General features: G+C 58.9%; 16 protein-coding genes. 13 read left to right on the forward strand and 3 right to left on the reverse strand.

The features are described from left to right. The first annotated feature begins 5 nt into the window (after positions 1–5). The 9 genes from ACEWMW_RS10900 to ACEWMW_RS10940 are packed head-to-tail and all read left to right on the forward strand — an operon-like array spanning position 6 to position 9360. Positions 6–626 (forward strand): NADH-quinone oxidoreductase subunit J, encoded by a 621-nt coding sequence (locus ACEWMW_RS10900; protein ID WP_409413958.1) that lies wholly within the window; start codon positions 6–8, stop codon positions 624–626. After that, positions 623–928 carry an NADH-quinone oxidoreductase subunit NuoK gene (gene nuoK, locus ACEWMW_RS10905; protein WP_409413959.1) on the forward strand — a complete coding sequence of 102 codons (306 nt, stop codon included), beginning with the start codon at positions 623–625 and terminating at the stop codon, positions 926–928. Before ACEWMW_RS10900 ends, nuoK begins: the two co-directional genes overlap by 4 nt. A 6-nt stretch (positions 929–934) precedes the next feature. Then, positions 935–2926, forward strand: a complete 1992-nt coding sequence (nuoL, locus tag ACEWMW_RS10910) for an NADH-quinone oxidoreductase subunit L (RefSeq protein ID WP_409413960.1) — start codon at positions 935–937, stop codon at positions 2924–2926. Next, positions 2911–4470, forward strand: a complete 1560-nt coding sequence (locus tag ACEWMW_RS10915) for an NADH-quinone oxidoreductase subunit M (protein ID WP_409413961.1) — start codon at positions 2911–2913, stop codon at positions 4468–4470. Before nuoL ends, ACEWMW_RS10915 begins: the two co-directional genes overlap by 16 nt. Continuing rightward, positions 4470–5933, forward strand: a complete 1464-nt coding sequence (gene nuoN / locus ACEWMW_RS10920; protein ID WP_409413962.1) for an NADH-quinone oxidoreductase subunit NuoN — start codon at positions 4470–4472, stop codon at positions 5931–5933. The genes ACEWMW_RS10915 and nuoN overlap by 1 nt, the downstream gene beginning before the upstream one ends. After that, entirely contained in the window at positions 5930–6640 is a 711-nt protein-coding gene (locus ACEWMW_RS10925) for a biotin--[acetyl-CoA-carboxylase] ligase (protein ID WP_409413963.1), read from the forward strand. The genes nuoN and ACEWMW_RS10925 overlap by 4 nt, the downstream gene beginning before the upstream one ends. A gap of 10 nt (positions 6641–6650) precedes the next feature. After that, positions 6651–7430 carry a type III pantothenate kinase gene (locus ACEWMW_RS10930; protein WP_409414455.1) on the forward strand — a complete coding sequence of 260 codons (780 nt, stop codon included), beginning with the start codon at positions 6651–6653 and terminating at the stop codon, positions 7428–7430. Continuing rightward, complete coding sequence (locus tag ACEWMW_RS10935; protein WP_409413964.1) at positions 7427–9076, forward strand: ribonuclease J; 1650 nt, start codon at positions 7427–7429, stop codon at positions 9074–9076. Before ACEWMW_RS10930 ends, ACEWMW_RS10935 begins: the two co-directional genes overlap by 4 nt. A gap of 5 nt (positions 9077–9081) precedes the next feature. Further along, positions 9082–9360, forward strand: a complete 279-nt coding sequence (locus tag ACEWMW_RS10940; RefSeq protein ID WP_409413965.1) for a DUF1467 family protein — start codon at positions 9082–9084, stop codon at positions 9358–9360. Here ACEWMW_RS10940 and ACEWMW_RS10945 read toward each other — a convergent pair. Next, positions 9355–11988: a coiled-coil domain-containing protein gene (locus ACEWMW_RS10945; RefSeq protein ID WP_409413966.1), complete on the reverse strand. Its 2634-nt coding sequence runs from the start codon at positions 11986–11988 to the stop codon at positions 9355–9357. The genes ACEWMW_RS10940 and ACEWMW_RS10945 overlap by 6 nt on opposite strands. A 167-nt stretch (positions 11989–12155) precedes the next feature. Between ACEWMW_RS10945 and ACEWMW_RS10950 the strand changes: the two genes are divergently transcribed. The 3 genes from ACEWMW_RS10950 to ACEWMW_RS10960 are packed head-to-tail and all read left to right on the forward strand — an operon-like array spanning position 12156 to position 15705. After that, positions 12156–13355: a hypothetical protein gene (locus ACEWMW_RS10950; RefSeq protein ID WP_409413967.1), complete on the forward strand. Its 1200-nt coding sequence runs from the start codon at positions 12156–12158 to the stop codon at positions 13353–13355. Positions 13356–13378: 23 nt separating this feature from the next. Further along, positions 13379–14341, forward strand: coding sequence for a hypothetical protein (locus tag ACEWMW_RS10955; RefSeq protein ID WP_409413968.1), 963 nt, complete (start codon positions 13379–13381; stop codon positions 14339–14341). After that, positions 14338–15705: a sensor histidine kinase gene (locus ACEWMW_RS10960; RefSeq protein WP_409413969.1), complete on the forward strand. Its 1368-nt coding sequence runs from the start codon at positions 14338–14340 to the stop codon at positions 15703–15705. Before ACEWMW_RS10955 ends, ACEWMW_RS10960 begins: the two co-directional genes overlap by 4 nt. A gap of 12 nt (positions 15706–15717) precedes the next feature. On the opposite strand, the gene ACEWMW_RS10965 is transcribed toward ACEWMW_RS10960, so the two are convergent. Together ACEWMW_RS10965 and gltX are read right to left on the reverse strand one after the other, a co-directional pair. After that, complete coding sequence (locus ACEWMW_RS10965) at positions 15718–17004, reverse strand: citrate synthase (protein ID WP_409413970.1); 1287 nt, start codon at positions 17002–17004, stop codon at positions 15718–15720. Positions 17005–17029: 25 nt separating this feature from the next. Next, positions 17030–18463 carry a glutamate--tRNA ligase gene (gene gltX, locus ACEWMW_RS10970; RefSeq protein ID WP_409413971.1) on the reverse strand — a complete coding sequence of 478 codons (1434 nt, stop codon included), beginning with the start codon at positions 18461–18463 and terminating at the stop codon, positions 17030–17032. Between the two features lie 27 nt (positions 18464–18490). On the opposite strand from gltX, the gene ACEWMW_RS10975 reads away from it, so the two are divergent. Beyond that, positions 18491–20671: a ComEC/Rec2 family competence protein gene (locus tag ACEWMW_RS10975; RefSeq protein WP_409413972.1), complete on the forward strand. Its 2181-nt coding sequence runs from the start codon at positions 18491–18493 to the stop codon at positions 20669–20671. Positions 20672–20693: the final 22 nt, after the last annotated feature.

Here is a 20693-nt window from a genome sequence, read left to right on the forward strand (position 1 = left end):
GACTGATGATCCAAGCTCTCGCCTTTTACATGTTTTCTGCTCTCGTGATCGCCAGCGCGGTCATGGTGGTGACTTCGCGCAATCCGGTGCATTCGGTGCTGTGGCTGATCCTCGCCTTCTTCAATGCGGCGGGACTCATGATCCTGGTCGGCGCCGAGTTCATCGCGATGCTGCTGGTGATCGTTTACGTGGGCGCTGTCGCGGTGCTTTTCCTGTTCGTCGTGATGATGCTCAACATCGATTTCGCTGAACTGCGCGCCGGTTTCATCAAAAACATGCCGTTGGGATTGCTGATTGCGCTGGTCTTACTGGCAGAATTGGTACTGGGCATCGGTGCCTACAGCGCGGGAGCGATCGATCTGGGAACGCCTGCGGGTGACGCCGCACCGATATTAGGCGAAAGTAATACCGCCAGCCTAGGCGTACTGATCTACGGCAAGTACATCCTGCTGTTCGAGGCTGCCGGCCTGATCCTGCTGGTCGCGATGATCGGGGCAATCGTGCTGACGCATCGTCCGACGCAGGCTAAGCGCAGCCACCAGAATATTGGCAAGCAGGTTCGCCGCCGTCCGGAAGATGCGACGGTGATGAAGGATCCCGAAGTTGGGCAGGGGGTCGAGCTGTGATCGGCGTAGAGCATTACATTGTCGTCAGCTCGATCCTGTTCGTGCTCGGCGTGCTTGGCATCTTTGCCAATCGCAAGAACGTGATTGTCATCCTGATGTCGATCGAACTGATCCTGCTCGCGGTGAATATCAACCTGGTCGGTTTCAGCGCCTTCCTGGATGACCTGACCGGGCAGGTATTTGCCATGTTCGTGTTGACCGTGGCTGCAGCCGAGGCCGCTATCGGCCTGGCCATCTTGGTCATCTATTTCCGTGGGCGCGGCACGATCGCGGTCGACGATGTCAACCGGATGAAGGGGTAGCCCCAAGTGGACACGTCGATCCTGATCATCGTCTTCGCGCCGCTGCTGGCCGCCATCATTGGCGGGCTGGGCAACCGCACGCTCGGCAATACCGTGGTGAAATCGCTCACCACGGGCGCGCTGTTCCTCTCGTGCATCCTGAGCTGGCCGATCTTCTACGGATTCCTTACGGGAAGCGCCGACGCAACCGTCGTCCCGGTGCTGACATGGGTGCAATCGGGCACGCTCAGCTTTGACTGGGCACTGCGGGTCGACACGCTGACGGCAGTGATGCTGGTGGTGATCACCACCGTATCCGCGCTCGTCCACCTGTACTCTTGGGGGTACATGGAGGATGACCCGGACCAACCGCGCTTCTTCGCATACCTTTCGCTTTTCACCTTCGCCATGCTGATGCTGGTTACCGCCGACAACCTTGTCCAGATGTTCTTCGGTTGGGAAGGGGTCGGCCTCGCGAGTTACCTCCTGATCGGCTTTTGGTTCAAGAAGCCGAGCGCCAATGCCGCGGCGATCAAGGCCTTTGTCGTCAACCGCGTGGGTGACCTTGGCTTCATGCTTGGCATCTTCGGCACCTATCTGGTGTTCCAGACCACCTCGATCCCGGAAATTCTCGAAGCCGCACCGGCCGTGTCGGGCGCAACGATCGGCTTCCTCGGTTACCGCATGCACACTATGGATATCCTGTGCATCCTGCTGTTCATCGGGGCGATGGGCAAATCGGCGCAGCTGGGTCTCCACACATGGCTTCCCGACGCGATGGAGGGCCCGACACCGGTCTCCGCCCTGATCCACGCCGCCACGATGGTAACCGCTGGCGTATTCATGGTCTGTCGCCTCTCTCCGATGTTCGAGACTGCTCCGATCGCGCTCGGCATGGTGATCTTCGTTGGCGCGGCGACTTGCCTTTTTGCGGCGACGGTGGGCACGACTCAGTGGGACATCAAACGGGTCATCGCCTATTCGACTTGCTCGCAGTTGGGCTACATGTTCTTCGCGGCGGGCGTCGGCGCTTATGGCGCTGCGATGTTCCACCTCTTCACGCATGCTTTCTTCAAGGCGCTGCTTTTCCTTGGCGCAGGCTCGGTGATCCACGCGATGCATCACGAGCAGGACATGCGCTATTACGGCGCGCTGCGTAAACATATCCCGCTAACCTATTGGGCCATGATGGCGGGCACGCTGGCGATCACCGGCGTGGGCATTCTCTACGTGTTCGGTTTCGCGGGCTTCTACTCGAAGGACGCGATCCTCGAAGCTGCCTATGCACGCGGCACGGAAATGGCGATGTTCGCTTTCTGGGCAGGGGCCTTCGCCGCCCTGCTGACCAGTTTCTACAGCTGGCGGCTCGTTTTCCTGACGTTCTACGGCAAGCCGCGCTGGATCGAGAGCGAGCATATCCAGCATTCGGTCCACAAGACGCCGGAAGAGGCGGGCGAGGACACCACCGGTGGCTATCATCCCCACGAGAGCCCGGTGACGATGCTTATTCCGCTCGGCGTGCTGACAATCGGTGCAGTCTTTGCAGGTTTCGTCTACAAAGATGCATTCATTGATGGCGAAGCCTTCTGGGCCGGATCGATCTATTTCAATGCCGAGCTGATCCATGCGCTTCACGAAGTGCCGTACTGGGTCAAACTGACGGCGACCTTCGTGATGATCCTCGGCTTTCTCACGGCCTTCTGGGCTTACATCAAGGATACCTCGATCCCTGCGAAGGCTGCGGCGCAGCTCGGCCCGATATATCGCTTCGTTTATCGCAAATGGATGTTCGACGAGATGTATCACTACCTCTTTATCGTTCCAGCGTTCTGGCTCGGCCGGATATTCTGGAAACGCGGTGACGTGGGTATCATCGACCGGTTTGGACCCGATGGCGCGGCCTGGCTCGTTATGAAAGGCACGGCCGCAGCGAAGAAGCTGCAATCCGGATATCTCTATAGCTACGCACTGATCATGCTCCTCGGGCTGGTCGCGGCCATCACATGGGTTTTGTTCTGATGGATTTCCCGATCCTCTCGCTCATGCTCGCCGTGCCATTGTTCGCCGGGATTGCGTGCTATTTCCTTGATGCGCCTGCTGCCCGCATGACCGCACTGGTCGCGACGCTGTTCAATCTCGCGCTCGGCATCCTGCTGTGGCTCAACTACGATATCGGCGGGGCGCAGTGGCAGTTCCAGGAGGAAGCAAAGGTCTTCGCTCAGTTCAAGTATGCGCTGGGGATCGACGGGATCGCGCTGATGCTGATCGTACTGTCGGTATTCCTGATGCCGATCTGCATCCTCGCAAGCTGGGATTCGATCACCGAACGCGTCGGCGAGTACATGGCCGCCTTCCTGATCATGGAAACGCTCATGATCGGCGTGTTCGCCGCGCAGGACCTGTTCCTGTTCTACATCTTCTTCGAGGCCGGCCTGATCCCGATGTACCTGATAATCGGGGTCTGGGGCGGGCAGAACCGCATTTATGCGGCCTACAAGTTCTTCCTCTACACGCTGCTGGGATCGGTGCTGATGCTGATCGCCATGCTGTGGATGGTGAACACCGCCGGGACGACCGACATCCCGACGCTGATGCAATACGATTTTGACCCGCATGCGCAGACATTCCTGTGGCTGGCATTTTTTGCGAGCTTCGCGGTGAAGATGCCGATGTGGCCGGTGCATACCTGGCTGCCCGATGCGCACGTTCAGGCGCCAACTGCCGGTTCAGTGATCCTCGCCGGTGTGCTGCTTAAAATGGGTGGCTACGGGTTCATCCGTTTCAGCCTTCCAATGTTCCCGGAGGCAAGCGCGCAGTTCATGTGGCTGATTTTTGGCCTGTCGATGGTCGCGGTGATCTATACTTCGCTCGTGGCGCTGGTGCAGCATGACATGAAGAAGCTGATCGCCTATTCATCGGTTGCGCATATGGCCATCGTCACCGCCGCGCTGTTCTCCTTCAATATTCAGGGCCTCGAGGGCGCGATGATCGTGATGCTGAGCCACGGCCTAGTATCCGGCGCACTCTTCCTGTGCGTCGGCGTAATCTACGATCGGCTGCATACGCGGGAGATCGATCGATATGGCGGCCTTTCGATCAACATGCCGCATTACGCACTGTTCTTCATGCTGTTCACCATGGCCAGCATTGGCCTGCCAGGCACCAGCGGTTTCGTGGCGGAATTCCTCAGCCTCGCTGGCACATATCAGGTATCGAGCACGGTGACGTTGTTCTTGACGACCGGCATCATCCTTGGCGCCGCCTACATGTTGTACCTTTATCGCCGCGTTGCTTTCGGCGAGCAGAAGAATGCCGATGCGGCGCGCATGCCGGACTTGAACCTCCGCGAATACCTGATGCTTGGCCCGATTGCCGCTGCCGTGCTTTGGATGGGTGTCTATCCCGAGAGTTTCCTCGCCCCGATGCGCGCTGACATTCAGTCGCTAGAAGCGCGACTGGCCCGCGCGGCACCCGAAGGCGATGCGAAACTGACGATTGGCGAGCCGCGGCCAGAGGTAGCAAATGCTTTGCACCATGAAGCCGCAGGTGAGGGGGCGCACTGATGGATTATTCAATCGCCCTGTTCTTCACCCGCCCGGAAATTATCCTTTCCCTCGTCGGCATGGTGTTGACGCTGATGGCCGCGTGGATGGGGAAGTCATCTGCCCGGCTGTGTGCCATTATTACCGTCGCAGCACTCGTGGGCGCGGGCGCCTACGTGCTCGAGTTCCTGACCAACCCGGCTTACGAACTCGGCGCCGATGTGTTCGGCGGCACCTTCCGGATGGATGCCTTCGCCAATTTCACAAAGCTGTTGATCTATATTGCGGCAATTGCCTGCGTGATTGTGGCGGGCAAGTTCTTCAATGCGAAGGACGAATATCGGCCCGAGTACCCGCTCTTGATCCTGTTCAGCGCCATAGGCATGAGCATCATGGTTTCAGCGGTAGATCTGATGACGCTATATCTCGGCGTTGAGCTCACAAGCCTGTCGTCCTACGTCCTTGCGAGCTTCGCACGCAGCGATGATCGCTCTGCGGAAGCGGGCCTTAAATACTTCGTCTTGGGCGCACTTGCATCTGGTATCCTTCTTTTCGGCATGAGTCTGACATACGGCTTTGCCGGCACGACCTCCTATCTCGGTATTCGCGCTGCCTTCGCAGACGGTCTCTCGACCGGTGCGCTATTCGGCGTGGTATTCATCCTCGCTGGCCTCGCCTTCAAGATCGCTGCCGTGCCGTTCCATATGTGGACGCCGGATGTCTATGAAGGCGCACCGACGCCGGTGACGACTTTCTTCGCCAGCGCCCCGAAGGTTGCTGCGGTCGCAGTCCTGATGCGCATGGCCCTAGAAGGATTTGGCGGGCAGCTAGAGGCATGGCGACAGATTTTCATTTTTGCAGCGCTCGCGTCCATCGTGGTGGGTGCCCTTGGCGCAATCGGCCAAGCCAATCTCAAACGGCTGCTGGCGTACAGCTCGATCAACAACGTCGGTTTCATCCTGATCGGTCTCGTTGCCGGTACGGTCGCAGGCGCCAGCGCTATGCTGGTTTATCTCGTCATATACGTCGCCATGACTCTCGGCAGCTTTGTTGCGCTGCTCATGCTGCGCAATGATGCCGGAGAGCAGCTCGAAGGCGTTTCCGACATCTCGGGCTTGTCCCGCACACAGCCAGTGCTTGCGTTCTGCCTTGCTTCCATGATGTTCAGCCTTGCCGGGATCCCGCCATTGTTCGGCTTCTGGGGCAAGTTCGTGGTCTTCCAGGCCGCCGTCCAGGCCGACCTGATTGTACTGGCTGCCATCGGTATCGCAGCCAGCGTGATCGGCGCATTCTACTACATCAAGATCGTCAAGGTTATGTATTTCGACGAAGCTGCCGGCGTCGCCACAGCAAAGTCGGATACTGCCCACTGGGCCATACTTGGCTTCACGACTGTGTTCGTCCTTCCGTTCGGATACCTGCTGACGCCATGGCTGGGCGAATGGGCTGAGCGTGCTGCAAGCGCGTTGTTCCTCACGATTTGATCCGCTACGTCGAAGAGACCGGTTCTACGAATGCTGACCTTGCTCAGCGTCTGAATGATGGCGAACGCGTGGCCGAAGGTGACTGGCTCGTCACCGATCGCCAGACGGCGGGGCGAGGGCGGCAAGGTCGCAACTGGTCCGATGGCGCTGGCAACTTCATGGGCTCTACCGTTGTCCGGATATCCCCTGCCGATCCACCGACACCCACCTTGGCGCTGCTAACCGGATTGGCGTTACACGAGCTGGTTTCCGCGATCATCCCGAGGCCAGACGCTTTGCGGCTCAAATGGCCGAATGACCTTCTCTTTCATGGCGCAAAGCTTTCCGGCATCCTGCTCGAGCGGGTAGAGGATGTCGTTGTTATCGGGATAGGCGTCAATTTGGCGCATTCGCCAAAGTTGGCCGACCGACCGACCATCGCACTCTCATTCGACGTTCCCACACCCGACCGCAATCATTTCGCCGAGCAGCTGGCCGCCCAATTCGCACTCGAGCTGGAGCGCTGGCGCAATTTCGGATTGGGACCGATCCTGCGTCGCTGGACGGCGGCAGCCACACCTGTGGGAACCGCCATGAAGGTGCACGAACCGGATGGAAGCCTTGTCGAAGGCCAGTTTACGGGGCTTGGCGAAGACGGTTCACTTTCGTTGCGCTTGGCGGATGGGTCCTTACGTGCCATCCACGCCGGCGACGTTTCGCTCGTTTGAGGAGAACACCATGCTGCTGGCTGTAGATGTCGGTAATACCAATGTGGTTTTCGCGCTTTTTGACGGGCGCGAGCTTAAAGCGCGCTGGCGCATCGCGACCGATCCACGGCGGACCGGAGACGAATACGCGGTATGGTTGCTCCAGCTATTGAACGTGGAAGGCGTTGAGCGATCGCAGATCAAGCAGATCATCCTGGGAACCGTTGTGCCGCGCGCGGTCCACAATCTCACTGTGCTGAGCGAGAAGTATTTCCAGATTACGCCGCTGATCGCTGGTATTGACAAGGCATGCTGGAATTTCCAGATCGATGTCGATGAGCCCCGTTCACTTGGCGCTGACCGCGCGCTCAACGCCTTGGCCGCGCACGCCAAGTATGATGGTGACCTTATCATCGTCGATTTCGGCACCGCCACGACCTTCGATGCGATCGACTTTAATGGGGCCTACAAGGGCGGGATCATTGCTCCGGGCATCAATCTGTCTCTCGATGCATTGGTGGGCAAGACTGCAATGCTTCCTCGCATTGCCATCGAATCTCCGCGCGACGACAGCGTTATCGGTACGAATACCGAGGACCAGATGCTCATCGGTGTCTTCTGGGGCTATGTTGCGATGATGGAGGGTTTGATCGCCAAGATGAGAGATCAGATTGGCCGGGAGACCAGAATGATAGCCACAGGCGGTCTCGCGATCCTGTTCGATAATCACACCGAGATATTCGACGCGGTGGATGCCGATCTCACGCTTGAAGGCCTGGCGATACTCGCGGAACGGGCGGAGAGCGCGTGAGGAAGGATTTCACGCCTGAAAAAGAACTGCTGTTCCTCGCGCTAGGCGGATCGGGCGAGATTGGCATGAACGTCAATCTCTACGGCTGCGATGGTAAATGGCTGATGGTCGATCTTGGCATGACGTTCTCGGGCAACGAATATCCCGGTGTCGACCTGGTGTTTGCCGATATGGATTTCATCGAAGAGCGAACCGGTGACCTTCTCGGCATTGTGCTGACCCACGCGCATGAAGATCACATCGGCGCAGTCCCCTATTTCGCGGAAGACCTGGGCGTTCCGATCTATGCTACGCCGTTCACAGCTGATCTGGTGATGCGCAAGCTGGAAGAGGCCGGTCTCGCCGACCAGATCGAAGTCAACGTGATCGAGAAGGACCACGGAAACTTTGCGATCGGTCCGTTCGACATCACTTACGTGCCGCTGGCGCATTCGATTGCAGAGGGACACGCCCTGCTGCTGGAAACGTCTTACGGGACCATTTTCCACACAGGTGACTGGAAACTCGACGATGAACCCATCATCGGCGAACCAACCACGGAAGAGGAACTGACGGAACTGGGCGACGAAGGCATCCTCGCGCTCGTGTGCGATTCCACCAACGTGTTCAATCCCAAGGCATCAGGGTCAGAAGGCGCGGTCTACCGCGGGCTGATGGACGAGGTGAAGCGGCACCATGGTAAGCGGGTGCTTGTCACCACTTTCGCCAGCAATGTAGCCCGTCTGCACACCTTGGGAGAGGTGGCCAAGGCGACCGGGCGCCAACTGTGTGTGGCCGGTCGCTCGCTCGATCGCATCATCGCCGTGGCGCAGGACAATGGCTATCTCGATGATTTTCCCGAGCCGGTCGATTTCAACACAGCGATGAGCCTGCCGCGCGGTGAGATCATGATCATCGCCACCGGGGGGCAGGGGGAACCGCGCGCTGCCCTGGCCAGGATTGCTGACGAGAACCATCCATTGGAGCTGGTTTCCGGCGATGTGGTCCTGTTCTCGAGCAGGCAGATACCGGGCAACGAGATTTCGATCGGCTATGTCCAGAACAAGCTGGCCGCGCGCGGTATCGTTATGGTTACGGATCGACAGGAGTTTATCCACGTATCGGGCCATCCGGGCAGGCCCGAGTTGCAAGCACTCTATGATTGGCTACGTCCCCAGATCCTCGTCCCGGTGCACGGAGAGATGCGCCACATGCAAGAACAGGCGCGACTTGGAAGCTCACACGGCATCCCCGAAGCGGTTGTGCAGAAAAACGGTGATATCGTCCGTCTCGCTCCTGGCAGGCCGGAACGTCTCGCGCAGGTCGAAGCCGGAAGACTGGTGCTGGATGGCGACCTGATTGTGCCGGCCGATGGCGAAGCTGTAACCATGCGCCGACGGCTTTCGCGGGACGGGATGATGGTGGTGGCGCTGGATCACAAGCTGAAGCCGACGATCGAAACAATGGGCCTGCCGCTAGATGAGGACCACGACGAGTTCATTGCGGAGGCGAAGGCCGACATCCTGACCGCTTTGTCAAAACTGCGCGGACCTGCGCGCAAGAGCGTCCCGGACATCAAAGAGGCTGCGCGTCTTGCCGCTCGCCGGGCTGCCCAGCGCTGGTCGGGCAAGAAGCCACAGGTTCGCGTCATGCTGACAGGAAACTGATCGCGATGGAATGGACTTCAATCCTGGCAATCTACGCGCTGTTCTGGGTCATGTCGGCCTTTATCATGCTGCCGTTCGGTGTGAAGACGCATGACGAAATGGGTATCGACAAGGTCCCGGGGCAAGCAGATAGTGCGCCCGCCAATTTTCGGCCCGGGCGCATTGTCATGCGCGCAAGCATCTTCTCCGCGATTCTCACCACGCTATACGTTTTGAATTACATCAATGGCTGGGTTGTCGCCGAAGACCTGAATTTCTTCCCCGACCCGCCTGCGAACCTATGATGCGCGCAGCCGCTCGATAGCCTGCGCCAAGACCACGTAGAGCTTGCCCATATCCGATCCGAGCAGAGTCACACCCAGAGTGTTGCCGTCTCTCGTCGATAGAACCGAGCGCAGCATGGCCTCGAAATCGGCAACATAGTGGCTGACCTGGTCGCGAAACTCCGGATCATTGTCGTAGATCTCGGCGATGTCCCGCGCCTCGATATTATCAACGAGCTGAACGGCCCGGCGCGTGAATATCCCGCGATCCCCGCGCAGATAGGAAGTCCACGCCGTGTCGCTCACATCGCTCGACAAGGCCTTGGCAATATCGATGGCGTTCGAATTCAGGCTCTCGGTGATGAGCGCCATCCGGCGAGCGAAATCATTGCTGACCTGCTCTTCTGCTTGCTGCCGAGCGCGTACAACGCGGGCTTCCAGATTGCCCGCGAGTTCATCCACTTTGCCGAGCTGGTCACGCAGTTGAACCGCCGCGTCACGACTAACGCTAGAGGCCCGTGCCGCAGACTGTTCGAGCTCTTCGATGGAATCGCGCGTTTTTTCGCTAAGCGCTTTGTCGATCGCCTTGGCACTTTCGGAACCAACCACTAGTGCGAGCTTGGCCACGCTCGCACGTGAGGTCTCAGCTAAAGTGTTGCTGACGTTCTGGGCCGCATTCTCAAGTTCGGCGATTGCTTCGGTAAGTTCACCACGACTGCGTTGCGAGAGCGTTTCGCTCTGGCGTTCGAGCATGACCAGCTGTTCCTGCAGCTTGCCCAGGCCCATCATGTGAGCCCGGTTGCGCTCTTCAAGGCCGGAATGCAGCGATCCGATTTCTTCCATCGTCTGCTCGCTCACCGATTTGGCCCGGATCACATAGTCAGACAGCGCCTTTCCGCGATCAGCCGCTCCCTCGAGCATAAGCCCGAGGGCTTCGCCGCGTTGCTCGACATCTTTCAACTGAGTTTCGGCAAGGCCAATCGCTTCGGACAATTCGCCTTTGCTATGCTGCGAACCTGCATGGATCAGCTCGAGCAATCGGACACTGGCTTCGGTCAGCTCCGCTAGCGCGCTGCTTGCTTCGCTGATCGCTGTCTCGCTCTCAGAGAGTTTTTGCCGCAATTCTCCGACGTTACCGCCAAGCCTGCCCTCGACCTCGTCAGATCGGAGCATCAGGGTCTCAAGCACGGATCCGAGCGATTCAATGCGGTTGGCGATCGCTTCACTGCTGTCAGCCAGTTGCTGTGATTGATCCAGCTGTGCCTCGCGCCGAGTGGCGATCTCGGTATCGAGGGTCACCAGCCTTTGTGAAAGTGCCTCGATCGCATTCGTTTCGTCGCGTGCAAAGATTTCGCGACGTTTGCTCATTTCGGCCAGGAACCGCTGGTTTCTTTCTACAAGCTTGGCATCGACGTCCTCGGCTTCCTTACGCAGGCCGTGTAGCTTCGCTTGCGCGTTTTCGAGAGCCATATGGTCGAGCCGCTGGATCTCCTCAACCGTTTCGACCAAGCGCTGTTGCAGGCCCGTGATCTGGTTGCTGTAAGCTTCCCCTGCGCTCATCTCTCCTTCGCGGACGGCCCGTGAAATCGCAGTGGATTCATCGCGCAATGACGAAATCCTCGTCCGCATGGCAGCGAGTGCTTGTTCTTCCTCGTCGAGAAGCGTGTGTCTGGCTTGCTCCAGTTCATCCATCAACTTTGACGAGCGGTGGCGCATCGCGGAGAGCGCATCCACCTCTCGCCCCGCCAGTTCCACGCGGAATTCTTCCGATTTCTCCCTGAGCGTAGCAAATCGCGCCTCCGCGATTGTATCGAGTTCGCTTGCCTGCGCCTCAAAAGCGGCAATCGCCTCATCCACACGGCCGCGGAATGAGACCACCTGGTTCTCGCTCGCCTGTCCGAATTCGTTGAGTCGTTCGAAACCTGATACCAGCTCGTCCAGTTGCCCTTGGGCTTCGCGACCCGCGCCGCCAATCCGATTGCTGACGTCGCGCGCCGAACTGGCGATGACAGGAAGGTCGTCCCTGAGCTTGCCCATATTTTCCAAAGCGGTGCTGCTTACGCTCGCTATCGCGTCTACCTGATCGCCATTGTTCTGGATCAGCGACTGAAGCTCACCGGCATGTTTGGATATCCGGTCGGTTGCGGTTCGACCAAGGAAATCCAGTTCGCGCGATTGTTCGCCCAGAAATTCGCGGGCCAAGCTGAGCTCCCGGTTGACCACGGTCAGTCGTTCTTCGAGTGCCCGCGCTTCAGCCGAGAGCGCATTTGCCGCGTCTCCAAATCGCCCCGCCTCCTTGCGGCTCAATCGCATTGTCAACAGCCAGACTGCTACGATCAACAAGACGGGAATCGCCCACTGGGTTACAAGGTCGACCCACTCAGCGGGCGTCGCTCCTCCGAGGATTGCGGCCAGGTTCACCCAGCCAAAGAAGCCGGTCCACGCAGCAATCGCAAGAGTGTAGAAAAGTGGCAGGAGCCAATCGGTCCAATTGCGCGGTGAAGGGCCATCCTCTTCCCATTCAAGCCACTCGTCTTCCTCGACGGGAGTATTGAGCTCAAGAGCATCAAGCGCTTGCGTTTCTGCTTCTGGATTGGCTTGAGACAGAGTTTCCTCGCCAACCGCGCGAATGTGCGATCCATTGGTCATCGTTGAAAAGTAACACAGATCACGTTTGGTTAAAGGGCTTTTACCTTCAGTCTCGCGCAAATCGGCGCACAAATCATGCTGGAGAGCGGTCTGTACCTTGGCGAGCAAGTGGAGAATTCGTTACATTATGCGCAACGGAGCGATGCTGCTTCGAACGGGAGACCAGTGTGCTTGTTGCCTTGCTGTCGATCTGTGAGGAAAGCGAGGGAGAAGAGCCCGAGCGCCGCGGCCTGCTGCGGTTTGCAGGAAAAAGCGTTGCTGAACGCCAGATCGATGCATCAATTCGCTTTGGCTGCGAACGAATCGTTTGCCTTGTCGACGGCATCGATTCGGATGTCATCGACCTGCAGGAATGTGCCAAGGACGGCGGTGCCAAGTTTCACGCTGTCTCGGGCTGCATGGCATTGTTAGGGCAGGTTTCGGGAACTGATGAGCTCCTGGTCTTCGGTGACGGCGTCCTGCCAGAATTCTCAGTGCTTGAGGACCGGTTGGGTGACAAACCAGGTGTTCTCGTCATACCTGCGGAACGCGCGGTTGAAGAGGGATACGAGCGCGTAGACGCCGAATGGGCTTGGGCAGGGGTTCTCCGGGCGCGTGGCTCTATCGTGGAGGGGCTGGCACAGCTCCCTCCGGATAGCGATCCGATATCTGCTCTCCTGCGGCTGTCACTCCAGCGCGGTACACGAGTGATTCCGCTCGACGGTGCCAAGGCCATGCGCTCGGGCTGGCTTCTTGCCAAGAGTGAGCAGCAAGTTTCAGAATATGAAGGAGAGTTTCTGCGCCGCTACGCGAGCCGCAGCGGCATTATCCAGCCAATGCGAGCCTTGGCGGACATGATTGCCTTTCGGATAGCTCCCATGGCCCTCGATCGCGGGTTATCGGGAGGCCCAGCAAAAACTTTGGGCATATTGACGGCTGCCGGGGCATTGCTTGGCGGATATGAAGGCTTGGCAATCCTCGGCATGGGTCTGCTCGCATTCGGATCATTCCTTGGGGATATTGGTCGATCGCTTTCCGGAATGATGAGCGCGATCCATCAAAAAAAGTCACGTTTCCCGTGGCTTGATGATGTCATTTTATTTGCTTTCGATGCTGCGTTTATCGCCCTTGCAGTTCTTGCGACGCTGGATGGACCACGCATCGACAATGCAGTGCTATCCGTATTGGTCGTGGGGTTGCTGAGGCTCGCTGGGCAATCCTCGCGAACCAAGCTCCTTGCACCGCTTCGAGATCGCACACTCGTGTTCACCGGATTTGCCATTGCAGCCGGGTTGGGCGCTTTAAAGCCAGCCATGGCGGGTATTGCCCTCGTAATCGTGGGACTACTACTTTTCGTGCAGCGGCGAAATCGGCTAACAACCGCTTAACCACGCTGTGCTAGGATCCGGGCATGATCGAGCACGCACCCGATTCTCCCGAATGGCTGGCTGATGAGGCGGCGCTTGCCAAAGCGCTAGCAGCAGGCGATCTTGATCTTGCAAGGATCGCTCCCGTGCTCGCGCATTTGCTGGGAAATGCCGACCACGAACTGTTCAGCGATGAAGTGGTTGCACGGGTTCGCGGCCTCATAAGCGGTTTTGCAAAGGAGTTGCTCCGAGCGGAGGCCGAGGGTGCCGGTAGCAATGATAGCCGACCAATATCAATCGATCGGACTGCCAAGCTGGAGCGTGAACTGGGTTCACACGGTGCGCTATTGGCGCATTGCCATGCCTTGGCACTCGAATGGCAGCTGGCACTTAGGCTCGAGACCGAGCACGCCCTCGATCCGGTAATCTCACCGCTCATCCAGGCACTGATAGCTTCGGACGAGCCCTCGACTGCATCGCTGGGCATGGAAGTCCTTTCGGCGCAGGCGCGGTTTGCGCGGGCGCAGCGCAGGATGGAGTTGCCGTTGGACGAGCTGCCGCCGGAGCTTTTCCATGGCGCTCTGCAAGCCTGGCGCAGTACTGCCGAGCCAGCAAATGTCTCGGCATTGGAGGCAACTGACGAGCGGTTGCGCGCTGGTTACGACCCGTCAAGCAACCGGTTGGGCCTACTCGAAAGGCTGGTTGTAGCGATGAGCAAAGGCGTGACTGCCGCGCTGACTGTCCAACATGCAGGTGTGGCACTGTTCCTGAGTGCGCTTTCAGCTGCGGCAAGCCAGCCAAGAGAAGGGGTGGTTGCTGCAACCAACAAGCGCCAGGCCGTGCGGCTCCTGCTCCTGTTGCGGTCTGCCGGCATCAAGCCTCAATCGGTCGATGAACTCCTGCTCTTTCTCCACGATGACGCGGCCATTCCGACTGGCAGTAGCACCATCGCGTGCGACAATGCGGCGGCACTGCTGGATGAATCGCCGAACCGGACCCAGTCATGACCGCTGAGGCAAAGACATATATCGCGACCGGGCAAACCGACGGCTCCGACAAACTGATCGAGGCAGATGAGCCGCTGGCCAGCCTCCAGGAGCGGTGCGGCGGTGCCATCGGCACGATTATCGCAGCTCCGGAAATACTCGCACTGGTTCGGAAATCTAGAGAGTACGGACTGAGGCTCTCGCGAGAAGTCCACGCGTTTGACGGCTCAGATACCATTTCTGCATGGATCGACGTCATTCCCCAGAATGCTGGAGGATGCGAGATAGGAGTCGTATCATGGCGAGCACAGCAAGAGGCTGCAGAAGACGAAGCGGCCACTGCGCAGCTTGCGGTGGAACTTGACCGTCAACTTGCCGAACTGACCGCGCGGCTAAGTCCTTCACAAGGTGTGATCTCGGTCCAGTTCGAAGCTGCAGACCTCAAGGATCTCGCGGAAAGGATGCAAGTCGGGATCGGAAGGCCGTGGACTGACTTCCTGGAGTTCCCCGCGCTCGGTCACGAACAACCGATGCATTGGCGCCTGCTCGACGGCGCACGATGTGTTGTAGAGGGCTCCGATCGCCATTGGACTGCGGTGCTTGTCCCGCTCGGTCAACCGGAACCTGGATCGGCGGGTTTCGAACTCTACCTGTCCGCGGACACGCCTCTGCCCGATCATGACAACTCGGGCGGAAGTCAGGCTGCTACGGAAGCGCCGGTAATCGGACGCGATATCGCGCCGATCTTGCGAGAGCCGATCGGCCGGATCCTGGGCAATGCTGAGACAATTCGTGCCCGGCTCGCGGGTCCGCTCAAGCAGGAGTATAGTGAGTACGCTGGCGATATCGCTGACGCAGCGCAGCATCTTCTTGGCCTGATCGACGACTTGGCAGATCTCGAAGTGGTCGAAGGTGAAGACTTCGCGACTGCGCCTGACCGGATCGATTTGCTCGATGCCGTTCGGCGCGCCACAGGCATGCTCGCCGGCAAGGCTCAGGAACGGGGCATCGAAATTGCGCTGCCGGATGAGAGTGCAAGCCTTCCAGCCACGGCAGAATTTCGCCGCGTCATACAGATTTTGCTCAACGTCATCGGGAATGCCCTCAATTACAGCCCCGAAGGGACCAATATTGCCGTCGCTTTGGCGAAACAGAACGGGCTTGCCACCATTTCCGTCAGCGATCAGGGGAAGGGACTCACTCTCGAACAGCAGGGCAAGGTATTCGAGAAATTCGAGCGCCTTGGTCGCAGCGGCGATGGCGGTTCAGGCCTCGGTCTCTACATTTCGCAGCGAATTGCGCGCGCAATGGGCGGCGATCTTACCGTTGAAAGCGAACCGGGGCAGGGCGCCCGCTTTACGCTGAGCGTGCCTGCCGCCGATTGAACCTTTGAGCTCTTAGCGCTTGTCGACTGGAATGTAGTCTCGCTGGGTCGGGCCGGTGTACAGCTGGCGCGGACGACCGATAACCTGGCCTGGATCGGAGATCATCTCGTTCCACTGCGCGACCCAGCCTACCGTGCGCGCGAGCGCGAACAGCGCGGTGAACATGGTAGTCGGGAAGCCAATCGAATTCAGGATGATGCCGGAATAGAAATCCACATTCGGGAACAGCTTCTTTTCCTTGAAGTAATCATCGTTGAGCGCGAGCTCTTCCAGCTGGAGTGCGGTTTCGAATACCGGGTCGCTGACTTCTAGCGCGTCGAATACTTCACGCAGCGTCTGCTGCATCACCGTCGCGCGTGGGTCGTAGTTCTTGTAGACACGGTGGCCGAAACCCATGAGCCGGAACGGATCATTCTTGTCCTTTGCGCGCTCTATGTAGTGCGGGATACGATCAGGACTGCCAATTTCCTGTAACATGTTGAGCGCCGCTTCGTTCGCGCCGCCGTGTGCAGGACCCCAAAGGCAGGCAATACCCGCGGCGACACAGGCAAACGGGTTTGCGCCAGACGAGCCGGCGAGACGAACCGTCGAGGTCGATGCGTTCTGCTCATGATCGGCATGAAGGATGAATATCCGGTCCATCGCTCGTTCGATGGCAGGATGTATTTCATATTCCTCCGCTGGAACACCAAATGTCATTCGCAGGAAGTTCCCCGTGTAACTCAAGGAGTTATCAGGGTGAAGGAACGGCTGCCCTACGGCATATTTGTAAGCCATCGCCGCAATAGTCGGCATCTTGGCGATGAGGCGGTGGGAGCTGATCTTGCGATGCTCGGGATCGGAGATATCGGTGCTGTCGTGATAAAACGCCGAAAGAGCTCCAACCACACCGCACATGATTGCCATCGGGTGCGCGTCGCGCCGGAAGCCCTGGTAGAACTGCCGGAGCTGATCGTGCAGCATGGTGTGCCGGGTGATCGTATGGTTGAAATCGTTCAGATCGTCTTCGCTCGGCAACTCGCCATTCAGAAGCAGGTAGGAAACCTCCATGAAGCTTGAATGCTCGGCCAGCTGACCGATCGGATAGCCCCGATGGAGAAGCACGCCTTCTTCGCCATCGATATAGGTCAGCGCGCTTTCGCAGCTTGCGGTTGACTTGTAACCGGGGTCATAGGTGAAAGCGCCCGTCGAACCATACAGTTTGCGAATATCGACCACATCAGGGCCGATACTTCCCTGAAGTACCGGGAAATCATGTGTGCCGCCGGCCAGGTTAATCTGCGCCTGTTTATCCGCCAATTCTCTTCTCCTTACCCCTTTTGCCCTAGCTCGCCGGAGCCGCTTGCGCGTCAACCCGCGCCAGCGATTCTTCCCGGCCAAGCAGGACCAGAACATCGAAAATCCCGGGAGACGTGGTCGTCCCGGTCAGCGCGGCTCTAAGCGGCTGCGCCAGTTTGCCGAGGCCCAGTTCGAGCTCCTCGGCATGTGATTTGAGACTGGCCTCCAGAGCCTCCAAAGTCCAGTCGTTTTCGGTTTCGAGACGCGCATAAATGCTACGCAGACGCTCGCGGGCGTCATCGTCAAGCAATCCGGCAGCCTTTTCTGTCATTTCCAGAGGCCGCTGTTTGAACAGGAACGCAGCACCCTCGGCAAGTTCATCAAGATTGCGTGCGCGGGTTTTCAATACGGGCATCGCCTCGGTGAGCAGGGCAATGTCCGGATTGCTGCCCAGCCTTTCCGCAATCAGGCCGGCAAGCCGCGCATTATCCGCCTCGCGAATATAATGCCCGTTGAGGTGCTGAAGTTTCTTCAGATCGAACCGTGAGGGGCTCTTGCCAACGCCCTCAAGGGTAAAGAGCTCGATTGCCTCTTCGCGGGTAATTTCTTCTCGGTCGCCGTGGCCCCATCCCAGTCGAAGCAGGTAATTGAACAGCGCTTCCGGCAATATCCCGTGATCGTCGCGGTAGGCCTCTGCGCCGAGCGAACCATGCCGCTTGGACATCTTCGCGCCGTCATTGCCATGGATCAGCGGGACATGCGCGTAAACCGGGGTGTCCCATCCGCCCTCGATCTCGTTCATCGCATGGATAATCGGGAGCTGGCGGAAGGCGTTGTTGAGGTGGTCGTCGCCGCGAATGATATGGCTCACTCCCATATCATGGTCGTCGACCACCACTGCCAACATGTAGGTCGGCGTGCCGTCGGCGCGCAAAATAATATAGTCGTCGATCTCGGCGTTTTTGACCGAGACTGCGCCCTGGACCGCGTCTTGAATGGTGGTCTCGCTATCCGTGGGTGCCTTGATCCGGACAGCGTAGGGTGCGCCTTCGGGAGCCTCGGAGGGGTCACGATCGCGCCACCTGCCATCGTAACGCATCGGCTGCTTGTTCGCGCGCTGTTCGGCGCGCATCGCTTCAAGGTCTTCCGGTGTGGCAAAGCACTTGTAAGCGTGGCCCGCGGCTAGCAGCTGTTGTGCCACTTCCGCATGGCGTCCTGCTCGCTCGCTCTGGAATACGGGCGGTTCGTCGTAATCAAGGCCAAGCCAGTCGAGGCCGTCAAGGATGGCATCGATCGCCTCACTCGTGGAGCGTTTGCGGTCGGTGTCCTCGATCCTGAGCAATGCCTTGCCGCCGTAATGGCGGGCGAAAAGCCAGTTGAACAGTGCAGTGCGGGCCCCGCCAATATGCAGGAAGCCGGTAGGCGAGGGGGCAAAGCGGGTGACCACCTTTCCTTCTTTTAATCCGGCGGCGCTTGCCATGTCGCGTGACTTCCTTTCGATGGGCTGATGGCTTCCAAGAGCGGGTCCCAAGTTCCCTATGGAAATGAGCCCGATACCGGCCATGCTGCAGTGCAGCACTCATGGCGCACAGGCGTCCATTTGTCCAGTTTTGCTGCACGAGCGAACGATTTTCTTTTGCAAGCGGGATTTGACCGCGGACCATGGCTAGCAGTCGCGTTGGCAGGCGGAATCGCGATTTGGTTTCTGCTGGCGTCACCGTGGCAATGGATGGCGTTGATTGCTGGTTGCATCCTGGCCGCAATTGGTGCCTTATCGTTGCATCAGTCTGCGACGAGTTTCGGAGAGCTTCGGGCTGCGTTCGTATCCATCTCTCTCGCGATAGCACTTGGAGTCATGGTTATCTGGGCGCGTTCGGCAATGGTTGGCGCCGAACCGTACGATTTTCCCCGGGTTGAGCGTTTCGAGGCGCGCATACTTGACCGAGAAGAAGAACCGGCGCGAGACCGGGTCAGGCTGACTTTGGCGATGCGCGATGCAGAGGCGGGAAAGGCGCGCAAAGTGCGAGTCAATGTGCCGCTTGACGCCGACCGGCCTCACTTTCGCGAAGGTGCAATCATCAGGCTGCGAGCGCGGCTGATGCCGCCTGCGCCGCCAATGCTTCCGGGCGCTTACGACTTCGCCCGCGCCGCTTGGTTCAAGGGATTGTCGGCAACGGGTACCGTATTGGGACCGATCGAACTGACCCGCGCGAGCGAGGATGAAAGTTGGCTGGCGCAGGTCCAGCGAAGGCTGTCGCATCATGTGCGCGAGCAGATGTCAGGTTCGCCCGCCAGCATTGCAGCGGCCTTCGCCAGCGGTGATCGGGGAGCGATCAGCGACGCGGACGAAGAGGCGATGCGCGATTCCGGGCTCACGCACTTGCTGTCGATCAGCGGATTGCACGTCAGCGCGGTGATCGCTGCGGCGTATCTTCTGTCGATCAAAATCCTGGCTTTGTGGCCCTGGCTGGCATTGCGCCTGCGGCTGCCTGTTGTTGCTGCGGCCACGGGCGCGCTTGCCGGGATCGGATATACATTGCTGACAGGCAGCGAAGTGCCCACCGTAAGGAGCTGTGCGGCAGCCGTACTCGTCCTCATTGCCTTGGCCATGGGGCGTGAGCCGTTATCGATGCGCATGGTCGCAGTCGCTGCCGCGTTCGTCCTGCTTGTTTGGCCCGAATCGCTGGTCGGTCCAAGCTTCCAGATGAGTTTTGCCGCGGTGCTGTCGATCATCGCCCTACACAACACCGGGTGGGTGCGTGAGTTTCTCGCGCCCCGTGAGGAAGGATGGCTGGCGAAGATAGGGCGGCGAGGACTGATGTTGCTACTGACCGGGCTTGTGATCGAGCTGGTTTTGATGCCGATAGTCCTGTTCCATTTCCACCGCGGCGGATTCTACGGGGCGCTCGCGAATGTGATCGCTATTCCATTGGTCACCTTCGTCTCGATGCCGCTAATTGCTATCGGGCTACTCCTCGACCTTGTAGGAGCGGGTGCTCCAGCATGGTGGCTAGTCCAGCAATCGCTTGAGCTGCTGGTCGGGATTGCACGCTTCACCGCCAAACAGCCCGGAGCCGTCAAATTGCTCCCCCAGATGGGTGACTTTACGTTTTTCCTTTTCCTATTGGGCCTCCTGTGGCTCGGGCTTTGGCAAGGAAAGGCACGGCTATTCGGGTTAGCTCCGGTCGCAATCGCGACTGCTATGTTGGCGGTCACCCCCGCTCCCGATGTGCTTATCTCCGGCGACGGCCGACATGTCGGGATCGCAGGAGAGGACGAGCGCCTGTTGGTCCTTCGCGACGGACGCAGCAGTTTTGCTCGCGACAACCTGCTCGAACTGGCGGGAATGGACGGAGAGCCAATTACCCTGGAGGAATGGCCTATGGCCCAGTGTTCACGGGACTTCTGCACATTGGGTATCGAGCGCAATGACAGAACCTGGCAGATCCTCATGGCTCGTAGCCGCGATCGGGTGGAGGAGCGAGCTCTCGCTGCTGCATGCATCAAGGCCGATATTGTTATCGCCGATCGCTGGCTGCCGCGTAGCTGCCAGCCGAAATGGCTCAAGGCGGACAAGCGAATGCTGTCGCGGACGGGAGGCCTATCGCTTTACCTTGCTGACGAACGGATCGATTCCGTCGCCGATGGACAAGGCGAACATGGCTGGTGGAAAGGGCGGCGCGATTGAGACCACGCAAACGCATTCCTCA

The sequence above is a fragment of the Litorerythrobacter xanthomarinus genome (assembly GCF_046254955.1).
GTDB lineage: Bacteria > Pseudomonadota > Alphaproteobacteria > Sphingomonadales > Sphingomonadaceae > Qipengyuania_C.

Excerpts from the sequence above, each read along its gene's own strand:
- ACEWMW_RS10900 (WP_409413958.1), top strand. The coding sequence starts at position 6 with ATGATCCAAGCTCTCGCCTTTTACATGTTTTCTGCTCTCGTGATCGCC.
- ACEWMW_RS10915 (WP_409413961.1), top strand. The coding sequence starts at position 2,911 with ATGGGTTTTGTTCTGATGGATTTCCCGATCCTCTCGCTCATGCTCGCC.
- nuoN (WP_409413962.1), top strand. The coding sequence starts at position 4,470 with ATGGATTATTCAATCGCCCTGTTCTTCACCCGCCCGGAAATTATCCTT.
- ACEWMW_RS10930 (WP_409414455.1), top strand. The coding sequence starts at position 6,651 with ATGCTGCTGGCTGTAGATGTCGGTAATACCAATGTGGTTTTCGCGCTT.
- ACEWMW_RS10940 (WP_409413965.1), top strand. The coding sequence starts at position 9,082 with ATGGAATGGACTTCAATCCTGGCAATCTACGCGCTGTTCTGGGTCATG.
- ACEWMW_RS10945 (WP_409413966.1), bottom strand. The coding sequence starts at position 11,988 with ATGACCAATGGATCGCACATTCGCGCGGTTGGCGAGGAAACTCTGTCT.
- ACEWMW_RS10955 (WP_409413968.1), top strand. The coding sequence starts at position 13,379 with ATGATCGAGCACGCACCCGATTCTCCCGAATGGCTGGCTGATGAGGCG.
- ACEWMW_RS10960 (WP_409413969.1), top strand. The coding sequence starts at position 14,338 with ATGACCGCTGAGGCAAAGACATATATCGCGACCGGGCAAACCGACGGC.
- gltX (WP_409413971.1), bottom strand. The coding sequence starts at position 18,463 with ATGGCAAGCGCCGCCGGATTAAAAGAAGGAAAGGTGGTCACCCGCTTT.
- ACEWMW_RS10975 (WP_409413972.1), top strand. The coding sequence starts at position 18,491 with ATGGCTTCCAAGAGCGGGTCCCAAGTTCCCTATGGAAATGAGCCCGAT.